The sequence below is a fragment of the Nocardioides baculatus genome (assembly GCF_016735675.1).
Taxonomy (GTDB): Bacteria; Actinomycetota; Actinomycetes; order Propionibacteriales; family Nocardioidaceae; genus Nocardioides; species Nocardioides baculatus.
Genome location: NZ_JAERSG010000003.1, coordinates 346,616 through 367,292 on the forward strand (window position 1 = coordinate 346,616; position 20,677 = coordinate 367,292).

Sequence of the window (20,677 nt, forward strand, 5' to 3'; positions counted from 1 at the left end):
TCCAAGCAAGACCGCGCCGACTGGTGGACGCCCTGCGATGCCGCTCAGACGACGAGCGGGCGCTCGTGCGGCTTGATCGGGGCAGGCAGCGTGGTCGAGCCGGTGAGGTAGGCGTCGACCGCCGCGGCGGCGCTGCGCCCCTCGGCGATCGCCCACACGATCAGCGACTGGCCGCGACCGACGTCGCCCGCCACGTAGACGCCTGGCACCGAGGCCGCGTAGGACTCGTCGCGCTTGACGTTGCCACGCTCGTCGAGCTCGACCCCGAGCTGCTCGATCAGGCCGGCCTGCTCGGGTCCGACGAAGCCCATCGCGAGCAGCACCAGCTGGGCCGGGATCTCGCGCTCGGTGCCCTCGACGGGCTGAAACTTCGCGTCGACCTCGACCAGCCGCAGCGCCGCGACGTTGCCGTCGGCATCGCCCACGAACTCCTGCGTCGACACGGCGTACACCCGGTCACCGCCCTCCTCGTGGGCCGAGGAGACCTTGAACGTCATGGGGTACGTCGGCCACGGCTGGCCGGCAGGCCGGTCCTCGCCGGGGCGGGGCATGATCTCCAGCTGCGTGATCGACCGGGCGCCCTGGCGGATCGACGTGCCGAGGCAGTCGGCGCCGGTGTCGCCGCCGCCGATGATCACCACGTCCTTGTCGGTCGCGACGATCTGGTCCGGCACCTCCTCGCCGAGCGAGGCCCGGTTGCCCTGCGGCAGGAACTCCATCGCCTGGTGGATCCCGCCGAGCTCGCGGCCGGTGGCCGGTAGGTCGCGGGCGTGCGTCGCCCCCATCGCCAGCACGACCGCGTCGTAGCGGGCGAGCAGCTGCGGACCGGTGAGCTTGTCGGCGCCCACGTCGACGCCCGCGCGGAAGACGGTGCCCTCGCGACGCATCTGGTCGAGACGCCGGTCGAGGTGCTTCTTCTCCATCTTGAACTCGGGGATGCCGTAGCGCAGCAACCCGCCGATCTTGTCGGCGCGCTCGTAGACCGCAACGGTGTGCCCGGCCCGGGTGAGCTGCTGGGCGGCCGCCAGGCCGGCGGGACCGGAGCCGATCACGGCGACGGTCTTGCCCGAGAGCCACTCCGGCGGCTGCGGCCGGACGTAGCCCGAGCCCCAGGCGCGGTCGATGATCGAGACCTCGACGTTCTTGATGGTCACCGGCTCCTGGTTGATGCCGAGGACGCAGGCGGTCTCGCACGGCGCGGGGCACAGCCGCCCGGTGAACTCCGGGAAGTTGTTGGTCGCGTGGAGCCGGTCCATCGCGCCGTCCCAGTCGTCACGCCAGACCAGGTCGTTCCACTCCGGGATGATGTTGCCCAGCGGGCAGCCCTGGTGGCAGAACGGGATGCCGCAGTCCATGCAGCGACCGGCCTGGGTGTTGATGATCGGCAGCAGCGCGCGGCCGATGCCGTCGGGGTAGACCTCGTCCCAGTCGTGGACGCGCTCGGCGACGTCGCGGCGCGAGGCGACCTCGCGTCCGTTCTTGAGGAAGCCCTTCGGGTCAGCCATGCAGCACCTCCATGATGCGGGCGTTGGCCTCGTCCTCGTCGAGGCCCTCCTCGAGGGCCTCCTCACGAGCCTCGAGCACACGCTTGAAGTCGCTCGGCATCACCTCGGTGAAGCGAGCAAGAGAGTTGTCCCAGTCGGCGAGCAGGGTCGCCGCGACCTCGGAGCCGGTCTCCTCGGCGTGCTGCTCGACGAGCGCCTTGAGCTCGTCGGCGGCCTTGCCGGTGACCGGGGCGAGCTCGACGAGCTCGGGGTTGACCCGGCCCTCGTCCAGGTCGAGCACGAACGCGTAGCCACCGGACATGCCGGCCGCGAAGTTGCGCCCCGTCGGACCGAGCACGACGACGACGCCGCCGGTCATGTACTCGCAGCCGTGGTCGCCCACACCCTCGACGACCGCGCTCGCACCGGAGTTGCGGACGCAGAACCGCTCCCCCGCACGACCGCTCAGGAAGATCTGCCCCGACGTGGCGCCGTAGCCGATCGTGTTGCCGGCGATGATCTGCTCCGAGGCGTCGAACGTCGCCGCACGGTCGGGCCGCACGATCAGTCGACCGCCGGACAGGCCCTTGCCGACGTAGTCGTTGGCGTCACCCTCGAGCCGCAGCGTGATGCCGCGCGGCACGAAGGCGCCGAACGACTGGCCGGCAGAGCCGGTGAGGGTGATGTCGATGGTGCCCTCGGGCAGCCCCTCGCCGCGGTAGCGCTTGGTGACCTCGTGGCCGAGCATCGTGCCGACCGTGCGGTTGACGTTGCGGATCGTCACCTGCGCGCGGACGGGCTCGCCCGACTCGAGGGCAGGTGCGGCGATCGCGATCAGCTCGTTGTCGAGCGCCTTGTCGAGTCCGTGGTCCTGCGACTTCGTGTTGCGCAGGTCCTGGTCGGCGAACTGGCCGAACTCACCGTGGCGCGATGCCTGGTGGAGGATCGGCGCGAGGTCGAGGCCGGAGGCCTTCCAGTGGTCGATCGCGTCGGCGACGTCGAGCGTGCCGACCTGACCGATCGCCTCGTCGAGGCTGCGGAAGCCCAGCTGGGCCAGCAGCTCGCGGACCTCCTGGCCGATGAACTCGAAGAAGTTCACGACGTGGTCGGCCTGGCCGCTGTAGCGCTCGCGGAGGACAGGGTTCTGCGTGGCGACGCCGACGGGGCAGGTGTCGAGGTGGCAGACCCGCATCATGATGCAACCGCTGACGACGAGCGGCGCCGTCGCGAAGCCGAACTCCTCGGCCCCGAGCAGCGCGGCGACCATCACGTCGCGCCCGGTCTTGAGCTGGCCGTCCGCCTGCACGACGATCCGGTCCCGCAGCCCGTTGAGCAGCAGCGTCTGCTGGGTCTCGGCCAGGCCGAGCTCCCACGGACCGCCGGCATGCTTGAGCGACGTCAGCGGCGAGGCACCGGTGCCGCCGTCGTGGCCCGAGACGAGCACGACGTCGGCGTGCGCCTTGGAGACACCTGCGGCGACCGTGCCGATGCCGACCTCGGAGACGAGCTTGACGTGCACGCGCGCCGAGGGGTTGGCGTTCTTGAGGTCGTGGATCAGCTGCGCCAGGTCCTCGATGGAGTAGATGTCGTGGTGCGGGGGCGGGCTGATCAGGCCGACGCCCGGCGTCGAGTGCCGGGTCTTGGCCACCCACGGGTAGACCTTGTGGCCGGGCAGCTGGCCGCCCTCACCGGGCTTCGCGCCCTGCGCCATCTTGATCTGGATGTCGTCGGCGTTGGTGAGGTACTCCGACGTCACGCCGAACCGACCCGAGGCGACCTGCTTGATCGACGAGCGCCGCTCGGCGTCGTACAACCGGTCGGGGTCCTCGCCGCCCTCACCGGTGTTGGACTTGCCGCCCAGCCGGTTCATCGCGATCGCGAGGGTCTCGTGCGCCTCCTTGCTGATGGAGCCGTAGGACATGGCGCCGGTCGAGAAGCGCTTGACGATCTCCGAGACCGGCTCGACCTCGTCGATGTCGATCGGCTCGCGCCCTGCCGCACTGGGGTCCTTGAAGGTGAACAGCCCGCGCAGCGTCATCAGTCGCTGCGACTGCTGGTTGACCCGGTCGGTGTACTGCTTGAAGACGTCGTAGCTGCCCGTGCGGGTCGAGTGCTGGAGGCGGAAGACCGTCTCCGGGTCGAAGAGGTGCGGCTCGCCCTCCCGGCGCCACTGGTACTCGCCGCCGATCGAGAGCTCGCGGTGCGCCGGCGAGATGCCGCCGCGGGGGTACGCCATGGCGTGCCGGCGCGCGACCTCCTCGGCGATCGTCCCGAGCTCGATGCCGCCGAGCTTGGACGTCGTACCGGTGAAGTAGCGGTCGACGACCGCCTGCGACAGTCCGACGGACTCGAAGATCTTGGCGCCCGTGTAGGACGCGACGGTCGAGACGCCCATCTTCGACATCACCTTGAGCACGCCCTTGCCGAGCGCCTTGATGAGGTTGGCGACCGCCTTCTCCGGGTCGACCTTCACGTAGTAGGCCTCGCGGGCGAGGTCCTCGACGGACTCCATCGCGAGGTAGGGGTTGACTGCGGCCGCGCCGTAGCCGACGAGCAGCGCGACGTGGTGCACCTCGCGGACGTCGCCGGCCTCGACGAGCAGGCCGACCTGGGTGCGGGTCTTCTCACGGACGAGGTGGTGGTGCACGGCTCCGGTGAGCAGCAGCGACGGGATCGGCGCCAGGTCGGCGGTCGCGTGGCGGTCGGACAGCACGATGATCCGTGCGCCGTCGGCGATCGCGGCCGACACCTCGCCGCAGAGCTCGTCGAGGCGCGCGGCCAGGGCCTCTCCCCCGCCGGCGACGTCGTAGAGCCCGCGGGCGATGTGGACCTGGAAGCCCGGCATGTCGCCGTTGCGGTTGATGTGGCGGATCTTGGCCAGGTCGTCGTTGGAGAAGACCGGGAACGGCAACACGATCTGGCGGCACGACGCCGGCGTCGGCTCGAGCAGGTTGGCCTCGGGGCCGATCGACCCGCTGAGCGAGGTGACGAGCTCCTCGCGGATCGCGTCGAGCGGCGGGTTGGTCACCTGCGCGAACAGCTGGGAGAAGTAGTCGAAGAGCAGCCGTGGCTTGTCGCTCAGCGCGGCGATGGGCGTGTCGGTGCCCATCGAGCCGAGCGCCTCACCGCCCGTGTTGGCCATCGGGCTCAGCAGCACCCGCAGCTCCTCCTCGGTGTAGCCGAAGATCTGCTGGCGGCGGGTCACCGAGGCGTGCGTGTGCACGATGTGCTCGAGCTCGTCGATGTCGTCGAGGTGGATCAGGCCGGCGTGCAGCCACTCGTCGTAGGGGTGCTCGGCGGCGAGCTGGCCCTTGATCTCCTCGTCCTCGATGATCCGGTGCTCCTCGGTGTCGACGAGGAACATCCGGCCGGGCTGGAGGCGGCCCTTGCGGACCACCGTCGCCGGGTCGAGGTCGAGCACGCCGACCTCCGAGGCGAGCACGACGAGGCCGTCGTCGGTGACCCAGTAGCGCGAGGGGCGCAGGCCGTTGCGGTCGAGCACCGCACCGATCTGGGTGCCGTCGGTGAAGACGACGCATGCGGGTCCGTCCCACGGCTCCATCAGCGCGGAGTGGAACTCGTAGAACGCCCGGCGCTGCGCGTCCATCTCGCGGTGGTTCTCCCACGCCTCCGGGATCATCATCAGCACGGCGTGGGGCAGCGAGCGCCCGCCCAGGTGGAGCAGCTCGAGCACCTCGTCGAACGACGCCGAGTCGGAGGCGCCCGGCGTGCAGATCGGGAACAGCCGCTCGAGATCGCCGGGGATCAGGTCGCTCTCGAGGAGCGCCTCGCGGGCCCGCATCCAGTTGCGGTTGCCCATCACGGTGTTGATCTCGCCGTTGTGGGCGATGAACCGGAACGGGTGGGCCAGCGGCCAGCTCGGGAAGGTGTTGGTGGAGAAGCGCGAGTGCACGACCGCCATCGCGGAGGCCACGCGCTCGTCGGTGAGGTCGGGGAAGACCTGGTCGAGCTGGTCGGTGGTGAGCATCCCCTTGTAGGCCAGCGTGCGCGACGACAGCGACGGGAAGTAGACGTCCGTGTCCGACTCGGCGCGCTTGCGCAGGCAGAACGCCATCCGCTCCAGCGCCATCCCGCTCACCCGCGAGGCCCGACCGGCCACGAAGAGCTGGGCGAAGGTCGGCATCACGCTGCGCGCGGTCGCCCCGAGCGTGGAGTCGTCGACCGGCACGTCGCGCCAGCCCAGGACGGCGAGGCCCTCCTCCTCGGCGATCTCCTCGATCCGCCGACGGGTGGCGGCGACCTGGTCGGCGTCTCCCGGCAGGAACGCGGTGCCGACGGCGTACGCCCGTGCGCCGGGGAGGTCGAAGTCGACCACCTCGCGCAGGAACGCGTCGGGCACCTGGAGCAGGATGCCGGCGCCGTCGCCGGAGTTGACCTCGGCGCCGGCAGCACCACGGTGGTCGAGGTTGCGGAGCGCGGTGAGCGCCTTCGCGACGATGTCGTGGCTCGCCTCACCGGTGAGCGTGGCGACCATCGCGACGCCGCAGGCGTCCTTCTCGTGGCGCGGGTCGTAGAGCCCCTGCGGAGCAGGGAAGCCAGGCGGGAACTCGTGTGTCGGGGACACTGGTTCTCCCGTCGTCGTCTCCGCCAGCGCGAACCCGGATCAGGCTGGGGTCACGACTGGCGAGGGGTGGGCGGATCCGCTGGGGACGACGTTGGCCCGAGCACCACGGAACCTATCACCGGTGAAAGCCGCCGGGGAGCGCCGTTTCAGGCCGTGGGACCGGCCGTCTCCTGCTGGTCGGCACGCTCGTCGTCCGAGGCTGCCGGCTTCTCGTCCCGGGCCTTCTCCTCGGCCCTCTCCTCGGCCTTCGCCTCGTCCGTGTCCTCGTCGTCCACGGGCCTGGTCCGGACGACCTCCTCGCGGCCCGGGTGGCGGCGGGCGGACCAGGCGTAGAACGCGGCAGCCAGCACGAAGAGCACGATCGAGGTCCACACGTTGAGCCGCAGGCCGAGCACGTCGTTCATCTGGACGTCGTCGATGCGGAGGTACTCGATCCAGCCGCGACCGGCGGTGTAGAGCATCACGTAGAGGGCGGCGACGCGGCCGTGGCCCAGCCGGTAGCGACGGTCGAGCCAGATGAGCACGGCGAACGCGGCCAGGTTCCACAGGCACTCGTAGAGGAACGTCGGGTGGAAGAGGACGTCGGGGCCGAACTGGTTGCGGACGCCGTCGCCGATCTGCGGGTCGATCTCCAGGCCCCACGGCAGGTCGGTCGGACGGCCGTAGAGCTCCTGGTTGAACCAGTTGCCCCACCGCCCGAGCGCCTGTGCGACGAGGACCCCCGGTGCCAGCGCGTCGAGCAGGGGCAGCAGCTTGATGCCCTGCACCCTGGCCCCGATCCAGACACCCACGATCCCGAGGGCGATGGCTCCCCAGATGCCGAGGCCACCGCGCCAGACGTACAGGGCGGTGACGGGGTTCTGGCCGTCGCCGAAGTAGAGGTGCCAGTCGGTGATCACGTGGTAGAGCCGTCCGCCGACCAGGCCGAACGGAACCGCCCAGATGGCCAGGTCGCTGACCTCACCGGCCCGGCCGCCGCGCGCGACCCACCGACGCTCCCCGAGCCAGATCGCGAAGACGATGCCGGCGATGATGCACAGCGCGTAGGCGCGGATCGGTACGGGGCCGAGGTGCCACACGCCCTGCGACGGGCTCGGGATCGACATCAGGGTCACCAGCGGGGACAGGTCAGGCACGGGAAGCATCATCCTTCATCGAGCAAGGACGTGACGTCGTGGGCCAGCTGGGCCTGCGACACGTCGGCCTTCCAGTAGGCGGGCGCCTCGTCGGCGGCGTCGATCGCGATGACCTGCGTGCCGTGGGTGACCTCGTAGCCGCCGCTGGGGAGCTTCTCGCCCTGGTCGACGCCGACGGCCATGCTGCGACCGATCTCGATGATGTCGTCGAGGTCGCCGGTCAGGCCGATGATGCTCGGGTCGAAGGCGTCGACGTACTTCTCGACCGTCGCCTCGTCGTCGCGCGCGGGGTCGGTCGTCACGAAGACGACGTCGAGCCGGTCCTTCTGCTCGTCGTCGAGACGCGCGAGCGTTCCGGCGAGCGTCGCCATCACCTGCCCGCAGATGTCGGGACAGTGGGTGTAGCCGAAGAAGACCAGCGTCAGGTCCTTGTCGGTGTCCTCCGTCAGGCTGAAGGCCGCTCCGTCGGTGTCGACGAGGGGCGTCGAGGAGACCTCGAACGGCGGGTCGAGCACCGTCGCGGTGAGCTCCGTGGGATCGGAGGCGCCGCCTCCGCACCCGGCCAGCAGTCCCAGCAGCGCCCCGAGGACCAGCGCCCTACCTCGCCGCACGGCGTACGCCCTCGGCGAGGTCGGCAGTCAGCGCCCGCAGGGCCTCGAGGCCGGCAGCCTCGTCGTCCGGGTGGTCGAGCAGCGCGCGGACGAACGCGGACCCGACGATGACGCCGTCGGCGAAGGCCGCGACCTCGGCGGCCTGGTCGCCGTTGCTGACGCCGATGCCGACCGCGACCGGGACGTCGCCGCTCGCGCGGACCCGCTGCACGAGCGGACCGGCGAGGTCGGACGTCGCCTCGCGGGCGCCGGTGACACCCATGACCGCGGCGGCGTAGACGAACCCGCGACTCTCCTGGGCGGTCATCGTGATGCGGTCGTCGGTCGAGCTCGGCGCGACCAGGAAGACCTTGTCGAGGTCGTGGGCGTCGGCGGCGGCGATCCACTCCGCGCCGTGGTCGGGGGTGATGTCGGGCGTGATCATGCCCGCTCCCCCGGCGGCCGCGAGGTCGGTGGCCCAGCGCTCCACGCCGTAGCGCTCGATGGGGTTCCAGTAGGTCATCACGAGCGTCGGCACGCCGGTGGCGGCGACCGCCTCGACCACCCGCAGCACGTCGGCCGTGCGGACGCCGCCGTCGAGCGCGGCCTGCGCGGCGGCCTGGATCGTCGGTCCGTCCATCACCGGGTCGCTGTAGGGCAGGCCGATCTCGATGGCGTCGCAGCCGGCCTCGACCATGACCTGCATGGCCCTGATCGAGCCGTCGACCGTGGGATAGCCGGCCGGGAGGTAGCCGATGAGGGCTGCCCGGCCCTCTGCTCGCGCCTTCTCGAAGGCGGTGCTCGTCGAGGTCACTGCTGCGTCACCGTCTCGGTCTGGTCGAGGTCGGCCTCGGGGCCCTCCTCGGCGTGGCCCAGCCCGAACCACTCGATGGCCGTGCCCATGTCCTTGTCGCCCCGCCCGCTCAGGTTGACGATGATCGTCGCGTCGGGGCCCTTCTCCTGTCCCAGCCGCTTGGCGAGCTCGATGGCCCCGTGGATCGCGTGCGCCGACTCGATGGCCGGGATGATCCCCTCGGTGCGGCTGAGGAGGGCCATCGCGTCCATCGCCTCGGCGTCGGTGACGGGGGTGTACGTCGCCCGCCCGGTCGCCGCTAGCAGCGAGTGCTGCGGACCGACGCCCGGGTAGTCGAGGCCGGCGGAGATCGAGTGGGACTCGACCGTCTGGCCGTCCTCGTCCTGCAGGACGTAGGTGCGGGCGCCGTGCAGGACGCCCGCCTCGCCTGCGTGGATCGTCGCTGCGTGGCGACCGGTCTCGACGCCGTCGCCGCCGGGCTCGAAGCCGTGGATCTCCACGCCCTCGTCCTCGAGGAACGCGGTGAAGATCCCGATGGCGTTGGAGCCGCCGCCGACGCACGCGGCGACCGCGTCCGGCAGGACGCCGTACTGCTCGAGGCACTGCGCGCGGGCCTCGTCACCGATGCCGCGGCAGAAGTCGCGCACCATGCTGGGGAACGGGTGCGGCCCGGCCGCGGTCCCGAAGAGGTAGGCCGTGTGGTCGACGCTGGCGACCCAGTCGCGCAGCGCCTCGTTGATCGCGTCCTTGAGCGTCGCGCTGCCGGACTCGACGGGGATGACCTTGGCGCCGAGCAGCTGCATGCGGGCGACGTTGAGCGCCTGGCGCCTGGTGTCGACGGCCCCCATGTAGACGGTGCAGTCGAGGTCGAAGTAGGCCGCGGCGGTGGCGCTGGCGACGCCGTGCTGGCCGGCACCGGTCTCCGCGATCACGCGTGTCTTGCCCATCCGCTTGGTGAGCAGCGCCTGGCCCATCACGTTGCGGATCTTGTGGGCACCGGTGTGGTTGAGGTCCTCGCGCTTGAGCAGCACGCGGGCGCCGACCTTCTTCGAGAGCCGCTCGGCGTGGTAGAGCCGGCTCGGCGTGCCGGCGTAGTCGCGGAGCACCCGCTCGAACTCGTCGACGAACGCCGTGTCGGCCATCGCCTCGTGCCAGGCGTCGGTCAGCTCGTCGAGGGCGGCGACGAGGGCCTCGGGCATGAAGCGCCCGCCCCACGTGCCGCCGAAGTAGCCGCGGTCGTCCGCGTCGTACCGGCTCTTGTGCTGGACCTGCTGGCTCACGGTGCTGTCACTCCTGTCATCGCGCGTACGGCGGCCTCGGGGTCGCCGTCCTTGACCAGTGCCTCGCCGACGAGGACCACGCCGGCACCCTCGCCGACGAACCGCTCGACGTCGGCGACGCCGGTGATGCCGCTCTCGGCGACCTTGACCACGTCGGCGTGGATCTGCGGGGCGAGGCGACCGAACACGTCGGGGTCGACCTCGAGGGTCTTGAGGTTGCGGCTGTTGACGCCGATCAGCTCGGCGTCGAGCGCCTGCGCCCGCTCCGCCTCGGCCTCGTCGTGCACCTCGACGAGCACGGTGAGCCCGAGCTCGGAGGCTTCGTCGTGCAGGCGGCGCAGCGTGTCGTCGTCGAGCGCGGCGACGATCAGCAGCGCGAGGTCGGCGCCGGCCGCGCGGGCCTCGACGAGCTGGTAGGTCTCGACGATGAAGTCCTTGCGCAGCAGCGGTGTGTCGACGGCGGCGCGGACGGTGCGCAGGTCGTCGAGGCTGCCGCCGAACCGGCGCTCCTCGGTGAGGACCGAGATCGCGGCAGCGCCACCGCGGGCGTAGGCCGTCGCGAGGGCCGCGGGGTCCGGGATGTCGGCCAGGTCGCCCTTGCTGGGGCTGCGTCGCTTGACCTCGGCGATGACGCTCGAGCCGCGCGCCCGGAAGTGCGGCATCGGGTCGCGCGGCGCGGGGGCCTCGGCGAGGTGCGCCAGCAGCTCGTTGAGCGGGAGCGCGGCCTCACGGCGCGCGAGGTCCTCTCGCACTCCGGCGACGATGTCGTCGAGCACGGAACCGGTCGCAGGCATGGGTTCAGCCTCTCACCCGACGCCAGTGCGCCCGCGGCCGGTGCCCAGCGGGCGGACTCGGCGCGGAATCAGCGCAGGATCAGCGCGGGATCAGTGCTCGCTCAGTGCTCGGAGGTGTTGAAGCCGAGCTTGGAGAGCACGAGGAACAGCGGGAACGCGACGACGGCGATGATGATGCCGATCCACAGCAGGGTCATCTGGGCCGGGGTCCGCAGCAGCGCGATGCTGCCCACCACGAAGCCGAGCATCGCGACGCCGACGGCGGTCCAAGCAGCGGGGGTGTTGCCGTGGCCTGCAGCCATCGTGGGGCTCCTTCGTCGATCCTTCGGGTGCTGCGCGGAAGTCTAGGCGGTCGGGTCGCGTCCCTCGTCGAGGGCCTTCCAGATGTCGATGTTCTCCGTCGGCAGGTCCTCGCGCGCGGCGTCGCCGGACGTGGCGCCCGCGGGGGCGTCGTACCTCGTGCCCATCTCGGGCCACGAGCGAACGAGCCGGACGGCGGCGGCGGTCGTCGCGACGCACGCGACCGCTCCGACGGCGGCGGCGACGTACCAGCCGGTGAGGCCGGCCTGCGCCGTGTCCGAGCCCGAGAGCTCGAACAGGGCGTCGGTGAGCTTGCGCGGCACGCTCCACAGGCCCTCGACCGTCACCACCGCGAGGCCGACCGCCGCGACCAGCGCGAGCACGGCGATCGCGCGGCGGAAGACTCCGCGGGTGACCAGCAGGACTCCCCAGCAGGCCAGCACGACCAGCGCGAGCGCCGCTGCGAGTGGCGACTCGGCCGCGGTCTCGAGCGACGAGGAGCCGAGGGCCGCGGTGGCGCTGCTCGAGCTGTCGATCGAGCCCGAGGTGCCGCTCGCCCACGGCTTGGCCCCGGCGACCGCGGCGAGGCCCGCGGAGGCGAGACCGACGAGGACGACCGGCCCGAACGTACGACGTCGTCGGTCCGGCTGCGGGTCCGGCTGCGTGGCCTCAGCCATCGACGCGGTGCACCAGGTCGGCGTCGAAGCAGGTGCGGTCGCCGGTGTGGCACGCGGCGCCGACCTGGTCGACCACGAAGAGCAGGGTGTCGCCGTCGCAGTCGAGGCGGATCTCCTTGACGTGCTGCTCGTGCCCGGACGTCTCCCCCTTGACCCAGTACTCCCGGCGCGAGCGCGACCAGTAGGTCGCCCGCCCGGTGTCGATGGTCCGGGCCAGGGCCTCGTCGTCCACCCACGCGAGCATCAGCACCTCGCCGGATCCCTGCTGCTGCACCACGACGGGGACGAGTCCCTCGGCCGTGTGGCGCAGGCGGTCCTTTACCTGAGGATCCAACCGAGTCATTCGAGGTCCCCGCGGCGTTGTTCGGGGGAGCGAAGCGGAGGAGAAGAACGTCGTGGGGTGAAGTTCACGGCTCCATGCTCTCAGCCTCGCGGGCACGCCACGTGCCCGCACACCGCGCCGTGACCGGCCCCGGGGACGGGAGGTCGCGGTCGTCCCAGCGCGAGATCGCCTGGACGTCACGCGTCGTCGACACGAGGAACGCCTCGCTGGCGCGGTCGAGCACGTCCGCCAGCGGCTCGTCGACCTCGTGCGCCCCGCACCACTCGATGACCAGCGCACGGGTGACGCCGGCCAGGCACCCCGACGCCAGCGTCGGCGTCCGCAGCTCGCCGTCGACGACGTAGAAGACGTTGGTGCCGGTGCCCTCGCAGAGGTGGCCGGCGGTGTTGGCGAAGATCGCCTCGCTCCCACCGCGCTCGACGGCGTGGGCGAGCGCGATGACGTTGTCGGCGTACGACGTGGTCTTGAGGCCGGCGGTCGCCCCGTGCTCGTTGCGGGTCCAGGGGACGGTGACGACCGTCGTCTCGGCAGGCGCGACGTCGATCGCGCTCCACGCCACGACGAGGGTCGGCGGCCCGCCCCCGCGCCCCGAGCCCATCGGGTGCGGCCCGGCGCTGTAGGTGATCCGCAGCCGACCGATAGGGGCGTCGCCGGTGACCGCCTCCACCCCGCGGCGTACGTCGTCGAGGTCGGGCGCCGGCAGTCCAAGACCCGCGGCGCTGCGCTCGAGCCGGTCGAGGTGGCGGGTCAGCGCGAACGGCGTCCCGGCCAGCGTCTTGACCGCCTCGAAGACCCCGTCGCCGACGGTGAACCCGTGGTCGGTGACCGCGACGGACCCCTGGGTCGGATCGGCCAGCAGGTCACCGTTGAGCCATGCGCGCATGCGCTCACTCTAGGGGCCTGTGGGACACGCGTTACGGGGGCCGATTTTGGACCCGCGGAAGCCATGTACTACTGTTCCACTCGCACTTGAGGCCGCTTCACCGGGCCGAAAATGCAGGCGGACATAGCTCAGTTGGTAGAGCGCAACCTTGCCAAGGTTGAGGTCGCGAGTTCGAGTCTCGTTGTCCGCTCGGAAGGTCTCCCCCGGTTTGACGGAGTCTCCACACGGTGGGTTGGCCGAGAGGCGAGGCAACGGACTGCAAATCCGTGTACACGGGTTCAAATCCCGTACCCACCTCGCAGCACAACTCAAGACCTGGGCGATTGGCGCAGCGGTAGCGCGCTTCCTTGACACGGAAGAGGTCACTGGTTCAAACCCAGTATCGCCCACCAGCACATGAAGGCCCCGCAGCGATGCGGGGCCTTCTGCGTTCCCCGACGCCGCAGCTCACTCGGCGCCGCGGTAGACGCCGTCGCCCTGGACCGCGGAGGCGAAGTCGGAGAAGTCCAGGTTGGCGAGGTTCAGGTTCACCTCGATCGACGCGATCTCACCGGTCACGCACCGGAACGTGTTGCCGGGGAACGAGTCGAGCAGCTCGGCGTCCTCCTCGTCCTCGACGCTGAGGTCGACGTAGGCCACGGTGACCTCACCACCACCCGCAGCCTCGGCCATCGACCGGGCGTCGGCGAGCAGGGCGTAGCCGAGCCCCCCGCCCTCCTGCACCGCCTGCTCCCCCAGCGCCGTCGGCGTCACGCCGTCGTAGGCCCGGTCGTCCACGACCACCACATCGGGCTCGATGGGTTCCTCCCCGGGATAGGTCACGGGCGTCCTCACCGCGCGGACGACGGCCGCCCAGGCCGCGTCGTCGGTGAAGTCGATCCGCACCAGTGGGGTGAGCTCGTCCTCCATGGCGTCGATCAGGTCCGAGATGTCCATGCCGCAAGTCTGCCTTGACACGCCCCCGAATGCCCGTCGCACCGCGCGGGCCGGGGAAGGATGACGGCGTGAGGAAGCTGACGCTCGCCGCTGCCGCGCTCGTGCTCTCGTTGGCGGGGTGCGGGCTGCTGTCCGAACCCCCGGGCGAGAAGGACGCGACGATGACGGACGCGTCGAGCATCGACACGACGTTCACGCGGATCGGGCAGAGCGGCTACATCGACCTGAGCCTGGAGCTCACCAACGACACCGACCAGCCGCTGCTGATCCTCGACGCGGACCTCGTCGCCCGGGACGCGGACGGCGAGGAGCTCCCGGGGGTCCGGGTGCGGACGGCGTTCCGGACGCCGCTCGGTGGCGCCGTGGTCATGCCCGGCGTCGCGGTCGACTTCGTCCAGCTCGAGGGCGAGGGTGAGGAGGACGTCCGTGACGTGACGCTCGAGGGCGGGTTGGTCGCGCCGCTGCCCGACACCGAGGTCGCCGCGGAGCCCGTGGACCTGGTCCCGTTGGACCGCCGCGGCTCCGAGCTGGAGTACGACGCCGCCGCGACGCAGGTCCGCCTCGACAACCCCAACCCGGTGGACGTACGCACCCGGGTGGTCCTGATGGTGCTCGGCACGCCCCCGGAGGGGCAGCCGCAGGAGGCAGACCTCGTGCGCGACGACGCCACCGTCGACGTCCCGGCCGGCGGATCGGTGACCGTCGACCTCGATCCGGGGACGATCCGTCTGCTGCGCACGCGCGGGCGGGATGCGTTCGTCACCCTGCGACCGGTGGCGGCTCCGCCTTCGTAGCGCTCAGGCGGCGACGGTCCGGAACCCGACGTGGCTCGTCGCCGAGTCGGGGGCCGTGCCGGTGCGGGCCGAGACGCGGCAGCGGTTGCACCAGCAGTCGTGGCACAGGTGCGAGCCCTGAATCGGTCCCTCACCGTCCTCGGGACGGGCGGCCGGCCCTCGTCCCCCATCGCGAAGCTCCCGCTGGCAGCGCCTCGCGGTGCCGGGCGACGTCACCCCCGTGGAGGTCGCCCGGCGCCGCGATGTCGAGGGTCGCGGGCGCGGCGCCACGCGACGGGGAGCAGCAGGCGTCCACGCCTACTCCTCCGGCAGCCCGTGGCCGCGGGCGGCGTAGATCTCGAGCACCTTCTCGCGCGGGATGACCCCGCAGCGGTCGGCCCACGCCTGCCACGCCTCGGCGAGCGTGGCGACGAGGTCGGGGTGCTCCCCCGCCCGGTCGTCGAGCTCGGTGCGATCGGCCTCGATGTCGTAGAGCTCCCAGTCGCCCCGGTGCTTCTTGACGAGCTTCCACCGGCCGCGGCGTACGGCGCAGTTGCCCTCGTGCTCCCAGAACAGGTCGCGCTCGTCGGCGGGCCCGTCACCGCGCAGGGCTGCCAGCAGGCTGACCCCTTCGGCGTCCGGGATGGCCGCGCCATTGCGCTGGGACGGGTAGCGGGCGCCTGCGGCCTCGGCGATCGTCGGCAGCACGTCGACCAGCTGGCTGGGCACGGTGCACAGTGACCCGTCGGTCGGCAGGCCGACGGGCCAGTGGGCGATGAAGGGCGTCGAGATCCCGCCCTCGTGCACCCAGTGCTTGTACTCCCGGAACGGGGTGTTGGAGAGGTTGGCCCACGAGCGTCCGTAGGACATGTAGGTCGACTCCGGCCCCGGCGTGAGCGCCGGGTCGTTGCCGGGCACGACCGGCTCGCCCTCGCGGGTCGTCTCCTGCAGCGGCACGAACGCGGTGACGAACTCGCGCGCCCCGTCGCCCGGCGGCATCTCCTCCGCACACCCGCCGTTGTCGGACAGGAAGACGACGAGCGTGTTGTCGAGCCGCCCGGTCGACTCGAGCTGGTCGAGGACGCGCCCGATGCCCTGGTCCATCCGGTCGACCTGGGCGGCGTAGGTCGCCATCCGCGACGCCTCCCACTCCCGGTCGACGACGTCCTCCCAGGCCGGGACGCGCTCGTCGCGCGGGGTCAGCGACCACGAGGCGTCGATGATGCCCGCCTTGACCAGCCGCTCGAGCCGCTCCTCGCGGAGCTGGTCCCACCCGGCGTCGAAGCGGCCCGCGTAGGTCGCGATGTCGTCGGCGTGTGCGTGCAGCGGCCAGTGGGGCGCGGTGTAGGCGAGGAAGAGGAAGAACGGGTCGTCGCCGCGCTGCTCGTCGTGCTCGGCGAGGAACTCGACCGCGGTGTCGGAGATGGCGTCGGTGTAGAACCAGCCCGGCTCCTCGGTCTCGTGCTCGATGTTGGTCTCCTGCCGCACGAGCGTGCGCGGGCGGTAGAACGAGCCCGCCCCCTCGAGCGTGCCGAAGAACCGGTCGAAGCCGCGCCGCGTGGGCCACGCCGGGTTGGGCGTGTCCATGTCGACGGCGAGGTGCCACTTGCCGGAGAGGTAGGTCGCGTAGCCGGCGTCGCGACACACCTCGGCGACCGTCGCGCACTCCTCGCTGAGGTTGCCCGGGTAGCCGTCGGGCGCGTCGTCGAAGTTGAGGATGCCGATCCCCACCTGGTGCGGGTGGAGCCCGGTGAGCAGCGACGCACGCGACGGACTGCAGCGCGCCGTGTTGTAGAACTGCGTCATCCGCACGCCGCCCTCCGCCAGCCGGTCGAGGGACGGCGTCCGCACCTCGCCGCCGTAGCTGGCGATGTCGGAGAAGCCCATGTCGTCGGCCAGGATCAGCAGGACGTCGGGTCGTCCGTCGCGAGCGCTCATCGACCGGCGCCCACGGTCTCGCGCGTGGTGTCGTACGACGATGCGTCGCGCAGGTCGCGCCGGTGGGTCTCGGGCAGGAAGTACACCGAGACCAGCGAGATCAGCGCCATCAGCATCACGTAGATCGCGACCGGCCAGACCGATCCGCTCCACGCGCTGACGAGCGAGGTGCCGATGAGGGGCGCGACGGCGCCGGTCGGGATGACGCCGATCTGGTAGACCGCGCTCATGCCGGAGTAGCGCACGCGGGTCGGGAAGACCTCGGCGAACATCGCGCCCTCGGGGCCGAACATGATGCAGGCCGCGAGGCCCCAGCCGATCACGACGCCGAGCGTGATCAGCACGGCGTTCTCGGTGTTGACCAGGGCGAAGATCGGGACGGCGCTCACCAGGGCGAGACCAGCGCCGGTGGCGAAGACCGGTCGACGGCCGTAGCGGTCGGAGAGGCGGCCCGACACGAGGATCGCGGCGAAGCCGACGACCGAGGCGACCAGCAGCGCGTCGAGCACCACCGACGGCTTCAGCCCGAGCACGGTGACGGTGTAGGTGACGAGGAACGCGTTGTAGATGTTGAAGGTGACGCTCTCGCTGACGCGCGCGCCCATCGCGAGCAGGGTGACCTTGGGGTGCTTGCGGAAGACCTCGACGAGCGGCAGGGCGGCCTTCTCGTCGGCCTCCTCGATCTCCTTGAATGCCGGCGGCTCGTCGATCTTGAGGCGGATCACCAGACCGACCGCGACCAGCACGATCGAGATGAGGAACGGCACGCGCCAGCCCCACGACTGGAAGTCGTCCTCCGGCAGCTGGGTCACCGCGGTGACCGCCAGGGTCGAGGTGAGCAGGCCGATCGGCACGCCGAGCTGCGGCCACGAGGAGAACCAGCCGCGCTTGTCGTCGGGGGCGTGCTCGACGCACAGCAGCACCGCGCCGCCCCACTCTCCGCCGAGGCCGATGCCCTGGAGCATCCGGAGGAACAGGAGCAGCATCGGAGCCGCGACGCCGATGGCTGCGTAGTTGGGCAGCAGGCCCATCGCGAAGGTGGAGATGCCCATGATGAGCATCGTCAGGACCAGCATCCGCTTGCGACCGATCCGGTCGCCGAAGTGGCCGAAGACGAAGCCGCCGAGCGGGCGCGTGACGAATCCGGCCGCGAAGGTGGCGAAGGAGAGCATCGTGCCGACCAGGGGGTCGACGGTCGGGAAGAACTGACCGTTGAAGACCAGCGCGGCCATCGTCCCGTAGAGGAAGAAGTCGTACCACTCGACGACGGATCCGAGCAGGCTCGCGCTCGCCACCCGCCGGATCTCGGCCTGGTCCTGCGCGGACTCGGGTGCGGCGACGGCCGTCTGACCCGGCTGTGTCATGTGATCTCCCTTGCCATGTGTCCCAATTTGCGGGACAGTGATCCCCGTTGTGGGACACGACTGATCAGTCTTCGGACGGCGGGCGAGCCTGTCAAGGAGTGCCCGACATCCCCTGTCACCGACCGAGGAGTGCGCGCATGCCCCTGTCACCCGGCCCGAGCGATCCCTCGCCGGACGAGCGCGGCCTGCTGCGGCGTGCCGTCGCGGTGCTCGACTCGCTGGCCGACGACACCGCGGCACCGAGCGTGCGGGCGATCGCCGACCGGACCGGCCTGTCCAAGTCGGCGGTCCAGCGCATCCTGGTCGAGCTGGAGTCGGTCGACCTCGCGGTGCAGGACCCGGCGACGCGCCGCTACCGCCTCGGCCCGCGGACACTCGCCCTCGGTGCGGCCTACCAGCGCGGGCTGAGCCTGCACGCCGCTGCGATCGGCCCGATGACCGAGCTCGCCGCCGAGGTGTCCGAGACCGTGGGACTGTCGGTGGGGCGCGCGGACCGGATGATCCACGTCGAGCAGGTGGAGGCGCAGCGCCGCCTCAGCGCCCGCTTCGACGTCGGCCGCCCACTCCCCCTGTGGTTCGGCGCCCCTGCACGGGTGCTCCTCGCCGAGCGGTCCGACGACGACATCTCCCGCGTCCTCGAGGTCCGCGAGCTCACCGACATCGAGCCCGCCAACCCGCCGACGGCCGCCGAGCTGCGGCGCCAGCTGCACGACGTACGCCGGACGGGGCACGCGCGGGCGCTCGAGGAGACGATCGCGGGGGTGCACACCTTGTCCGTCCCGGTGCGCGGCGCCCTCGACGAGCTGGCCGCCGTGCTGTCGATCACCGCGCCGTCGGAGCGGCTCCCCGTCGAGCGGATGGACGAGGTGCTCCCCAGCCTTGTCGGGGCGGCGGCGCAGATCTCCGGGAGTCTCGGGCACCGCTGAGGGCGGCTCGACGCTACGGCTGCCCGCGATCGACGCCCACGCGCACCCAGCTGCTCGCGCCACCTGCGTTCCGTGCGCGAACGGCGCACTGCCTGGTCGCGGCTCGGAGCACCGCACGACTACCCGTGGCCGTCCGGCGGACCTGGCCGCACCGCACGCTGTAGCTCGTCGCCCGCCGAACCCGACGCCAGGTCACCGTGGTGCGCCGCTCCGCAAGCACGGCGCGCACGTGGCGAGGCGGGACCGGGGCGGCGGCGAACGGAGGAGGGGTCGGTGCAGTCGTCACGGTCGGCGCGGTCGCCGCTGGGGCCGGCGGCGTCGGCGTCGGCGTCGGCGTCGGAACAGGAAGCGTCGATGGGCCGGGCTGTTCCGACACACCGGGCTCCGGCATCAGGATCGCCCGGCCGATCCCGAGCTCCTCCAGGCCCGCCGAGACGGCGGCTGCGATCTTGCGCATGCCGATGACGGTCGGGTGGGCGTCGTCGAACGTCTCCACCCCCCGTGTGAACTCCGCCAACGGTGCCACCACGATGCGCGACTCGACGGTGGACATGTCGTCGGCGAGTGCCGGTAGGTACGCGTTGTAGGTCGGCGCGGCCCCGATCCAGACCTGCGGCAGTGGCACGACGACGACATCCACGCCTGGGTTCACGGCCCGGGCCTTGGTGATGAACTCCGCGACATAGCGGGCCAGGTCATCGGGCGTCTGGTTCAGCACCATGAGGTCGTTGACCCCGAGCGCTTCGACGATCACGTCGGGCTCGTACGTCATCAGCTCCGCGACCGACGGAGTTCGCTCACCGCCGGGGAAGAAGAGCGTCTCCCACATCGAGAGCCCGTACCTCGAGGCGTGGTCCTGGTCGAAGCCCGGGTCGGCATAGTCGCCGGCGAACCAGCCCTCGTCGGAGTACGTGCCGCGGTGTGGACCGACGAGGTCCACGCGGGCACCCGTCCGCTGGAGGCCTTGCCACGAGAAGTAGCGCCACGTGTAGTCCCCGGAGAGGCCGTGGGTGACCGAGTCGCCGACCACCATGACCCGCGTGGTCGTGCTCACTCCGACGTGCGGCATGGGCGCAGCCGCGGTCGCAGTGGACGTGAGTCCAGCAACCAGCGCTGCAGCGAGCATGAGCCCGAACACGATTCCCCCGAATCTGATGACGCCGACGATCCTGCCACGTGCGACGCGGCGCCGGTGCTCCTTCGGGGTGAGGCGACGCCGAGGAGTCGGTCTCAGAACTCGTAGCCGAACTCGCGGATCGTGCGCTCGAACCGCTCGGCCACGATCTCGGCGTCGCCCGGGCCGTAGAGCTCGCGGTAGTGCGGGCCGCTCCCCTGCTTGGCGTGCGGAAGGTCGAGGTCCAACCCCAGGCGGGACGAGATGTCGGCGACAGCGGCCGGCAGCTCCTCGTAGCGGTAGACCTCGTCGCAGATCACGCGGCCGCCCATCCGGTAGAGCCGCTCGTTGAGCGCCAGCCGGTCGAGTCGCCGCGGGGTGCGGACGAACTCGGCGAACGTCTTGGAGAAGCTCGGCTTGCGCGCGCTGTAGCGCCACGACGACGCCACCACGTCGAACGGGTTCCGCTCGACGGCGAAGGTGAAGTAGTCGTCCCAGGTCTGCTGGCCGATCACCTGGATGACCCGGCGCGCACCCATGTGGGCGTACGAGCTGGGGTCGGTGTCGTCGTTCTGCGGAGGCACTCCCCCGGCGGCGGCGCGCAGCTCCTCGTCGGCCGGGCTGATCCTGGTGACGATGTCGTCGGGTCCGCAGTGGCGTGACAGCGCGATCTCGAGGCTGGTGCCGGCGGTCTTGCGCGTCTTGACGAAGACGAACCGGTGGGCGTGCGAGGCGATCAC

At 71.3% G+C, this 20,677-nt stretch carries 18 protein-coding genes and 3 tRNA genes; 5 read left to right on the forward strand and 16 right to left on the reverse strand.

Annotation, left to right across the window (positions count from 1 at the left end):
* Nucleotides 1–44: 44 nt before the first annotated feature.
* The 11 genes from JI751_RS11355 to JI751_RS11405 form a co-directional block, all read right to left on the reverse strand.
* A complete protein-coding gene (locus JI751_RS11355) occupies nt 45–1,505 on the reverse strand; it encodes a glutamate synthase subunit beta (protein WP_201936302.1) in 1,461 nt (486 codons plus the stop codon).
* Entirely contained in the window at nt 1,498–6,069 is a 4,572-nt protein-coding gene (gltB, locus tag JI751_RS11360; protein WP_201936303.1) for a glutamate synthase large subunit, read from the reverse strand. Before gltB ends, JI751_RS11355 begins: the two co-directional genes overlap by 8 nt.
* A 146-nt stretch (nt 6,070–6,215) precedes the next feature.
* On the reverse strand, nt 6,216–7,205 hold the full coding sequence (gene lgt, locus JI751_RS11365; protein ID WP_307814125.1) for a prolipoprotein diacylglyceryl transferase: 990 nt from the start codon (nt 7,203–7,205) through the stop codon (nt 6,216–6,218).
* An 8-nt stretch (nt 7,206–7,213) separates the two neighbouring features.
* On the reverse strand, nt 7,214–7,816 hold the full coding sequence (locus JI751_RS11370) for an SCO family protein (protein ID WP_201936305.1): 603 nt from the start codon (nt 7,814–7,816) through the stop codon (nt 7,214–7,216).
* Nucleotides 7,803–8,609 carry a tryptophan synthase subunit alpha gene (trpA, locus tag JI751_RS11375; protein ID WP_201936306.1) on the reverse strand — a complete coding sequence of 269 codons (807 nt, stop codon included), beginning with the start codon at nt 8,607–8,609 and terminating at the stop codon, nt 7,803–7,805. Before trpA ends, JI751_RS11370 begins: the two co-directional genes overlap by 14 nt.
* Nucleotides 8,606–9,889 carry a tryptophan synthase subunit beta gene (gene trpB / locus JI751_RS11380; protein WP_201936307.1) on the reverse strand — a complete coding sequence of 428 codons (1,284 nt, stop codon included), beginning with the start codon at nt 9,887–9,889 and terminating at the stop codon, nt 8,606–8,608. Before trpB ends, trpA begins: the two co-directional genes overlap by 4 nt.
* Complete coding sequence (gene trpC, locus JI751_RS11385) at nt 9,886–10,683, reverse strand: indole-3-glycerol phosphate synthase TrpC (RefSeq protein WP_201936308.1); 798 nt, start codon at nt 10,681–10,683, stop codon at nt 9,886–9,888. Before trpC ends, trpB begins: the two co-directional genes overlap by 4 nt.
* 101 nt (nt 10,684–10,784) lie before the next feature.
* Complete coding sequence (locus JI751_RS11390; RefSeq protein ID WP_201936309.1) at nt 10,785–10,985, reverse strand: HGxxPAAW family protein; 201 nt, start codon at nt 10,983–10,985, stop codon at nt 10,785–10,787.
* Nucleotides 10,986–11,027: 42 nt separating this feature from the next.
* Nucleotides 11,028–11,660: a Trp biosynthesis-associated membrane protein gene (locus tag JI751_RS11395; RefSeq protein ID WP_201936310.1), complete on the reverse strand. Its 633-nt coding sequence runs from the start codon at nt 11,658–11,660 to the stop codon at nt 11,028–11,030.
* Nucleotides 11,653–12,003: a phosphoribosyl-AMP cyclohydrolase gene (hisI, locus tag JI751_RS11400; RefSeq protein ID WP_201936311.1), complete on the reverse strand. Its 351-nt coding sequence runs from the start codon at nt 12,001–12,003 to the stop codon at nt 11,653–11,655. The genes JI751_RS11395 and hisI overlap by 8 nt, the downstream gene beginning before the upstream one ends.
* 64 nt (nt 12,004–12,067) lie before the next feature.
* The gene (locus JI751_RS11405) at nt 12,068–12,886 is read right to left on the reverse strand and encodes an aminotransferase class IV (RefSeq protein ID WP_201936312.1); all 819 of its coding nucleotides are present in this window, start codon (nt 12,884–12,886) and stop codon (nt 12,068–12,070) included.
* 117 nt (nt 12,887–13,003) lie between these two features.
* On the opposite strand from JI751_RS11405, the gene JI751_RS11410 reads away from it, so the two are divergent.
* The 3 genes from JI751_RS11410 (at nt 13,004) to JI751_RS11420 (ending at nt 13,278) form a co-directional block, all read left to right on the forward strand.
* A tRNA-Gly gene (locus tag JI751_RS11410) sits at nt 13,004–13,076 on the forward strand.
* A 36-nt stretch (nt 13,077–13,112) separates the two neighbouring features.
* Nucleotides 13,113–13,183: transfer RNA gene (locus JI751_RS11415), tRNA-Cys, on the forward strand.
* Between the two features lie 20 nt (nt 13,184–13,203).
* Nucleotides 13,204–13,278 (forward strand) — tRNA-Val (locus tag JI751_RS11420).
* Nucleotides 13,279–13,333: 55 nt separating this feature from the next.
* Here the strand turns inward: JI751_RS11420 and JI751_RS11425 are convergent.
* On the reverse strand, nt 13,334–13,822 hold the full coding sequence (locus JI751_RS11425; protein ID WP_201936313.1) for a DUF6924 domain-containing protein: 489 nt from the start codon (nt 13,820–13,822) through the stop codon (nt 13,334–13,336).
* A gap of 68 nt (nt 13,823–13,890) precedes the next feature.
* Between JI751_RS11425 and JI751_RS11430 the strand changes: the two genes are divergently transcribed.
* Complete coding sequence (locus JI751_RS11430) at nt 13,891–14,616, forward strand: hypothetical protein (RefSeq protein WP_201936314.1); 726 nt, start codon at nt 13,891–13,893, stop codon at nt 14,614–14,616.
* A gap of 297 nt (nt 14,617–14,913) precedes the next feature.
* Here JI751_RS11430 and JI751_RS11435 read toward each other — a convergent pair whose 3' ends face one another.
* Nucleotides 14,914–16,533, reverse strand: coding sequence for an arylsulfatase (locus JI751_RS11435; RefSeq protein ID WP_201936315.1), 1,620 nt, complete (start codon nt 16,531–16,533; stop codon nt 14,914–14,916).
* Complete coding sequence (locus JI751_RS11440) at nt 16,530–17,897, reverse strand: MFS transporter (RefSeq protein WP_201936316.1); 1,368 nt, start codon at nt 17,895–17,897, stop codon at nt 16,530–16,532. The genes JI751_RS11435 and JI751_RS11440 overlap by 4 nt, the downstream gene beginning before the upstream one ends.
* A 137-nt stretch (nt 17,898–18,034) precedes the next feature.
* Between JI751_RS11440 and JI751_RS11445 the strand changes: the two genes are divergently transcribed.
* Nucleotides 18,035–18,823, forward strand: a complete 789-nt coding sequence (locus JI751_RS11445) for an IclR family transcriptional regulator (protein ID WP_201936317.1) — start codon at nt 18,035–18,037, stop codon at nt 18,821–18,823.
* Nucleotides 18,824–18,836: 13 nt separating this feature from the next.
* Here the strand turns inward: JI751_RS11445 and JI751_RS11450 are convergent, their stop codons facing one another.
* Both JI751_RS11450 and JI751_RS11455 read right to left on the reverse strand, forming a co-directional pair.
* Nucleotides 18,837–19,892 (reverse strand): SGNH/GDSL hydrolase family protein, encoded by a 1,056-nt coding sequence (locus JI751_RS11450; protein WP_201936319.1) that lies wholly within the window; start codon nt 19,890–19,892, stop codon nt 18,837–18,839.
* Nucleotides 19,893–20,053: 161 nt separating this feature from the next.
* Nucleotides 20,054–20,677: a hypothetical protein gene (locus JI751_RS11455; RefSeq protein ID WP_201936320.1), complete on the reverse strand. Its 624-nt coding sequence runs from the start codon at nt 20,675–20,677 to the stop codon at nt 20,054–20,056.

Excerpts from the sequence above, each read along its gene's own strand:
- trpC (WP_201936308.1), bottom strand. The coding sequence starts at position 10,683 with ATGCCTGCGACCGGTTCCGTGCTCGACGACATCGTCGCCGGAGTGCGA.
- JI751_RS11395 (WP_201936310.1), bottom strand. The coding sequence starts at position 11,660 with ATGGCTGAGGCCACGCAGCCGGACCCGCAGCCGGACCGACGACGTCGT.
- JI751_RS11445 (WP_201936317.1), top strand. The coding sequence starts at position 18,035 with ATGCCCCTGTCACCCGGCCCGAGCGATCCCTCGCCGGACGAGCGCGGC.
- JI751_RS11390 (WP_201936309.1), bottom strand. The coding sequence starts at position 10,985 with ATGGCTGCAGGCCACGGCAACACCCCCGCTGCTTGGACCGCCGTCGGC.
- JI751_RS11425 (WP_201936313.1), bottom strand. The coding sequence starts at position 13,822 with ATGGACATCTCGGACCTGATCGACGCCATGGAGGACGAGCTCACCCCA.
- JI751_RS11355 (WP_201936302.1), bottom strand. The coding sequence starts at position 1,505 with ATGGCTGACCCGAAGGGCTTCCTCAAGAACGGACGCGAGGTCGCCTCG.
- JI751_RS11440 (WP_201936316.1), bottom strand. The coding sequence starts at position 17,897 with ATGACACAGCCGGGTCAGACGGCCGTCGCCGCACCCGAGTCCGCGCAG.
- JI751_RS11405 (WP_201936312.1), bottom strand. The coding sequence starts at position 12,886 with ATGCGCGCATGGCTCAACGGTGACCTGCTGGCCGATCCGACCCAGGGG.
- JI751_RS11435 (WP_201936315.1), bottom strand. The coding sequence starts at position 16,533 with ATGAGCGCTCGCGACGGACGACCCGACGTCCTGCTGATCCTGGCCGAC.
- JI751_RS11450 (WP_201936319.1), bottom strand. The coding sequence starts at position 19,892 with ATGCCGCACGTCGGAGTGAGCACGACCACGCGGGTCATGGTGGTCGGC.
- hisI (WP_201936311.1), bottom strand. The coding sequence starts at position 12,003 with ATGACTCGGTTGGATCCTCAGGTAAAGGACCGCCTGCGCCACACGGCC.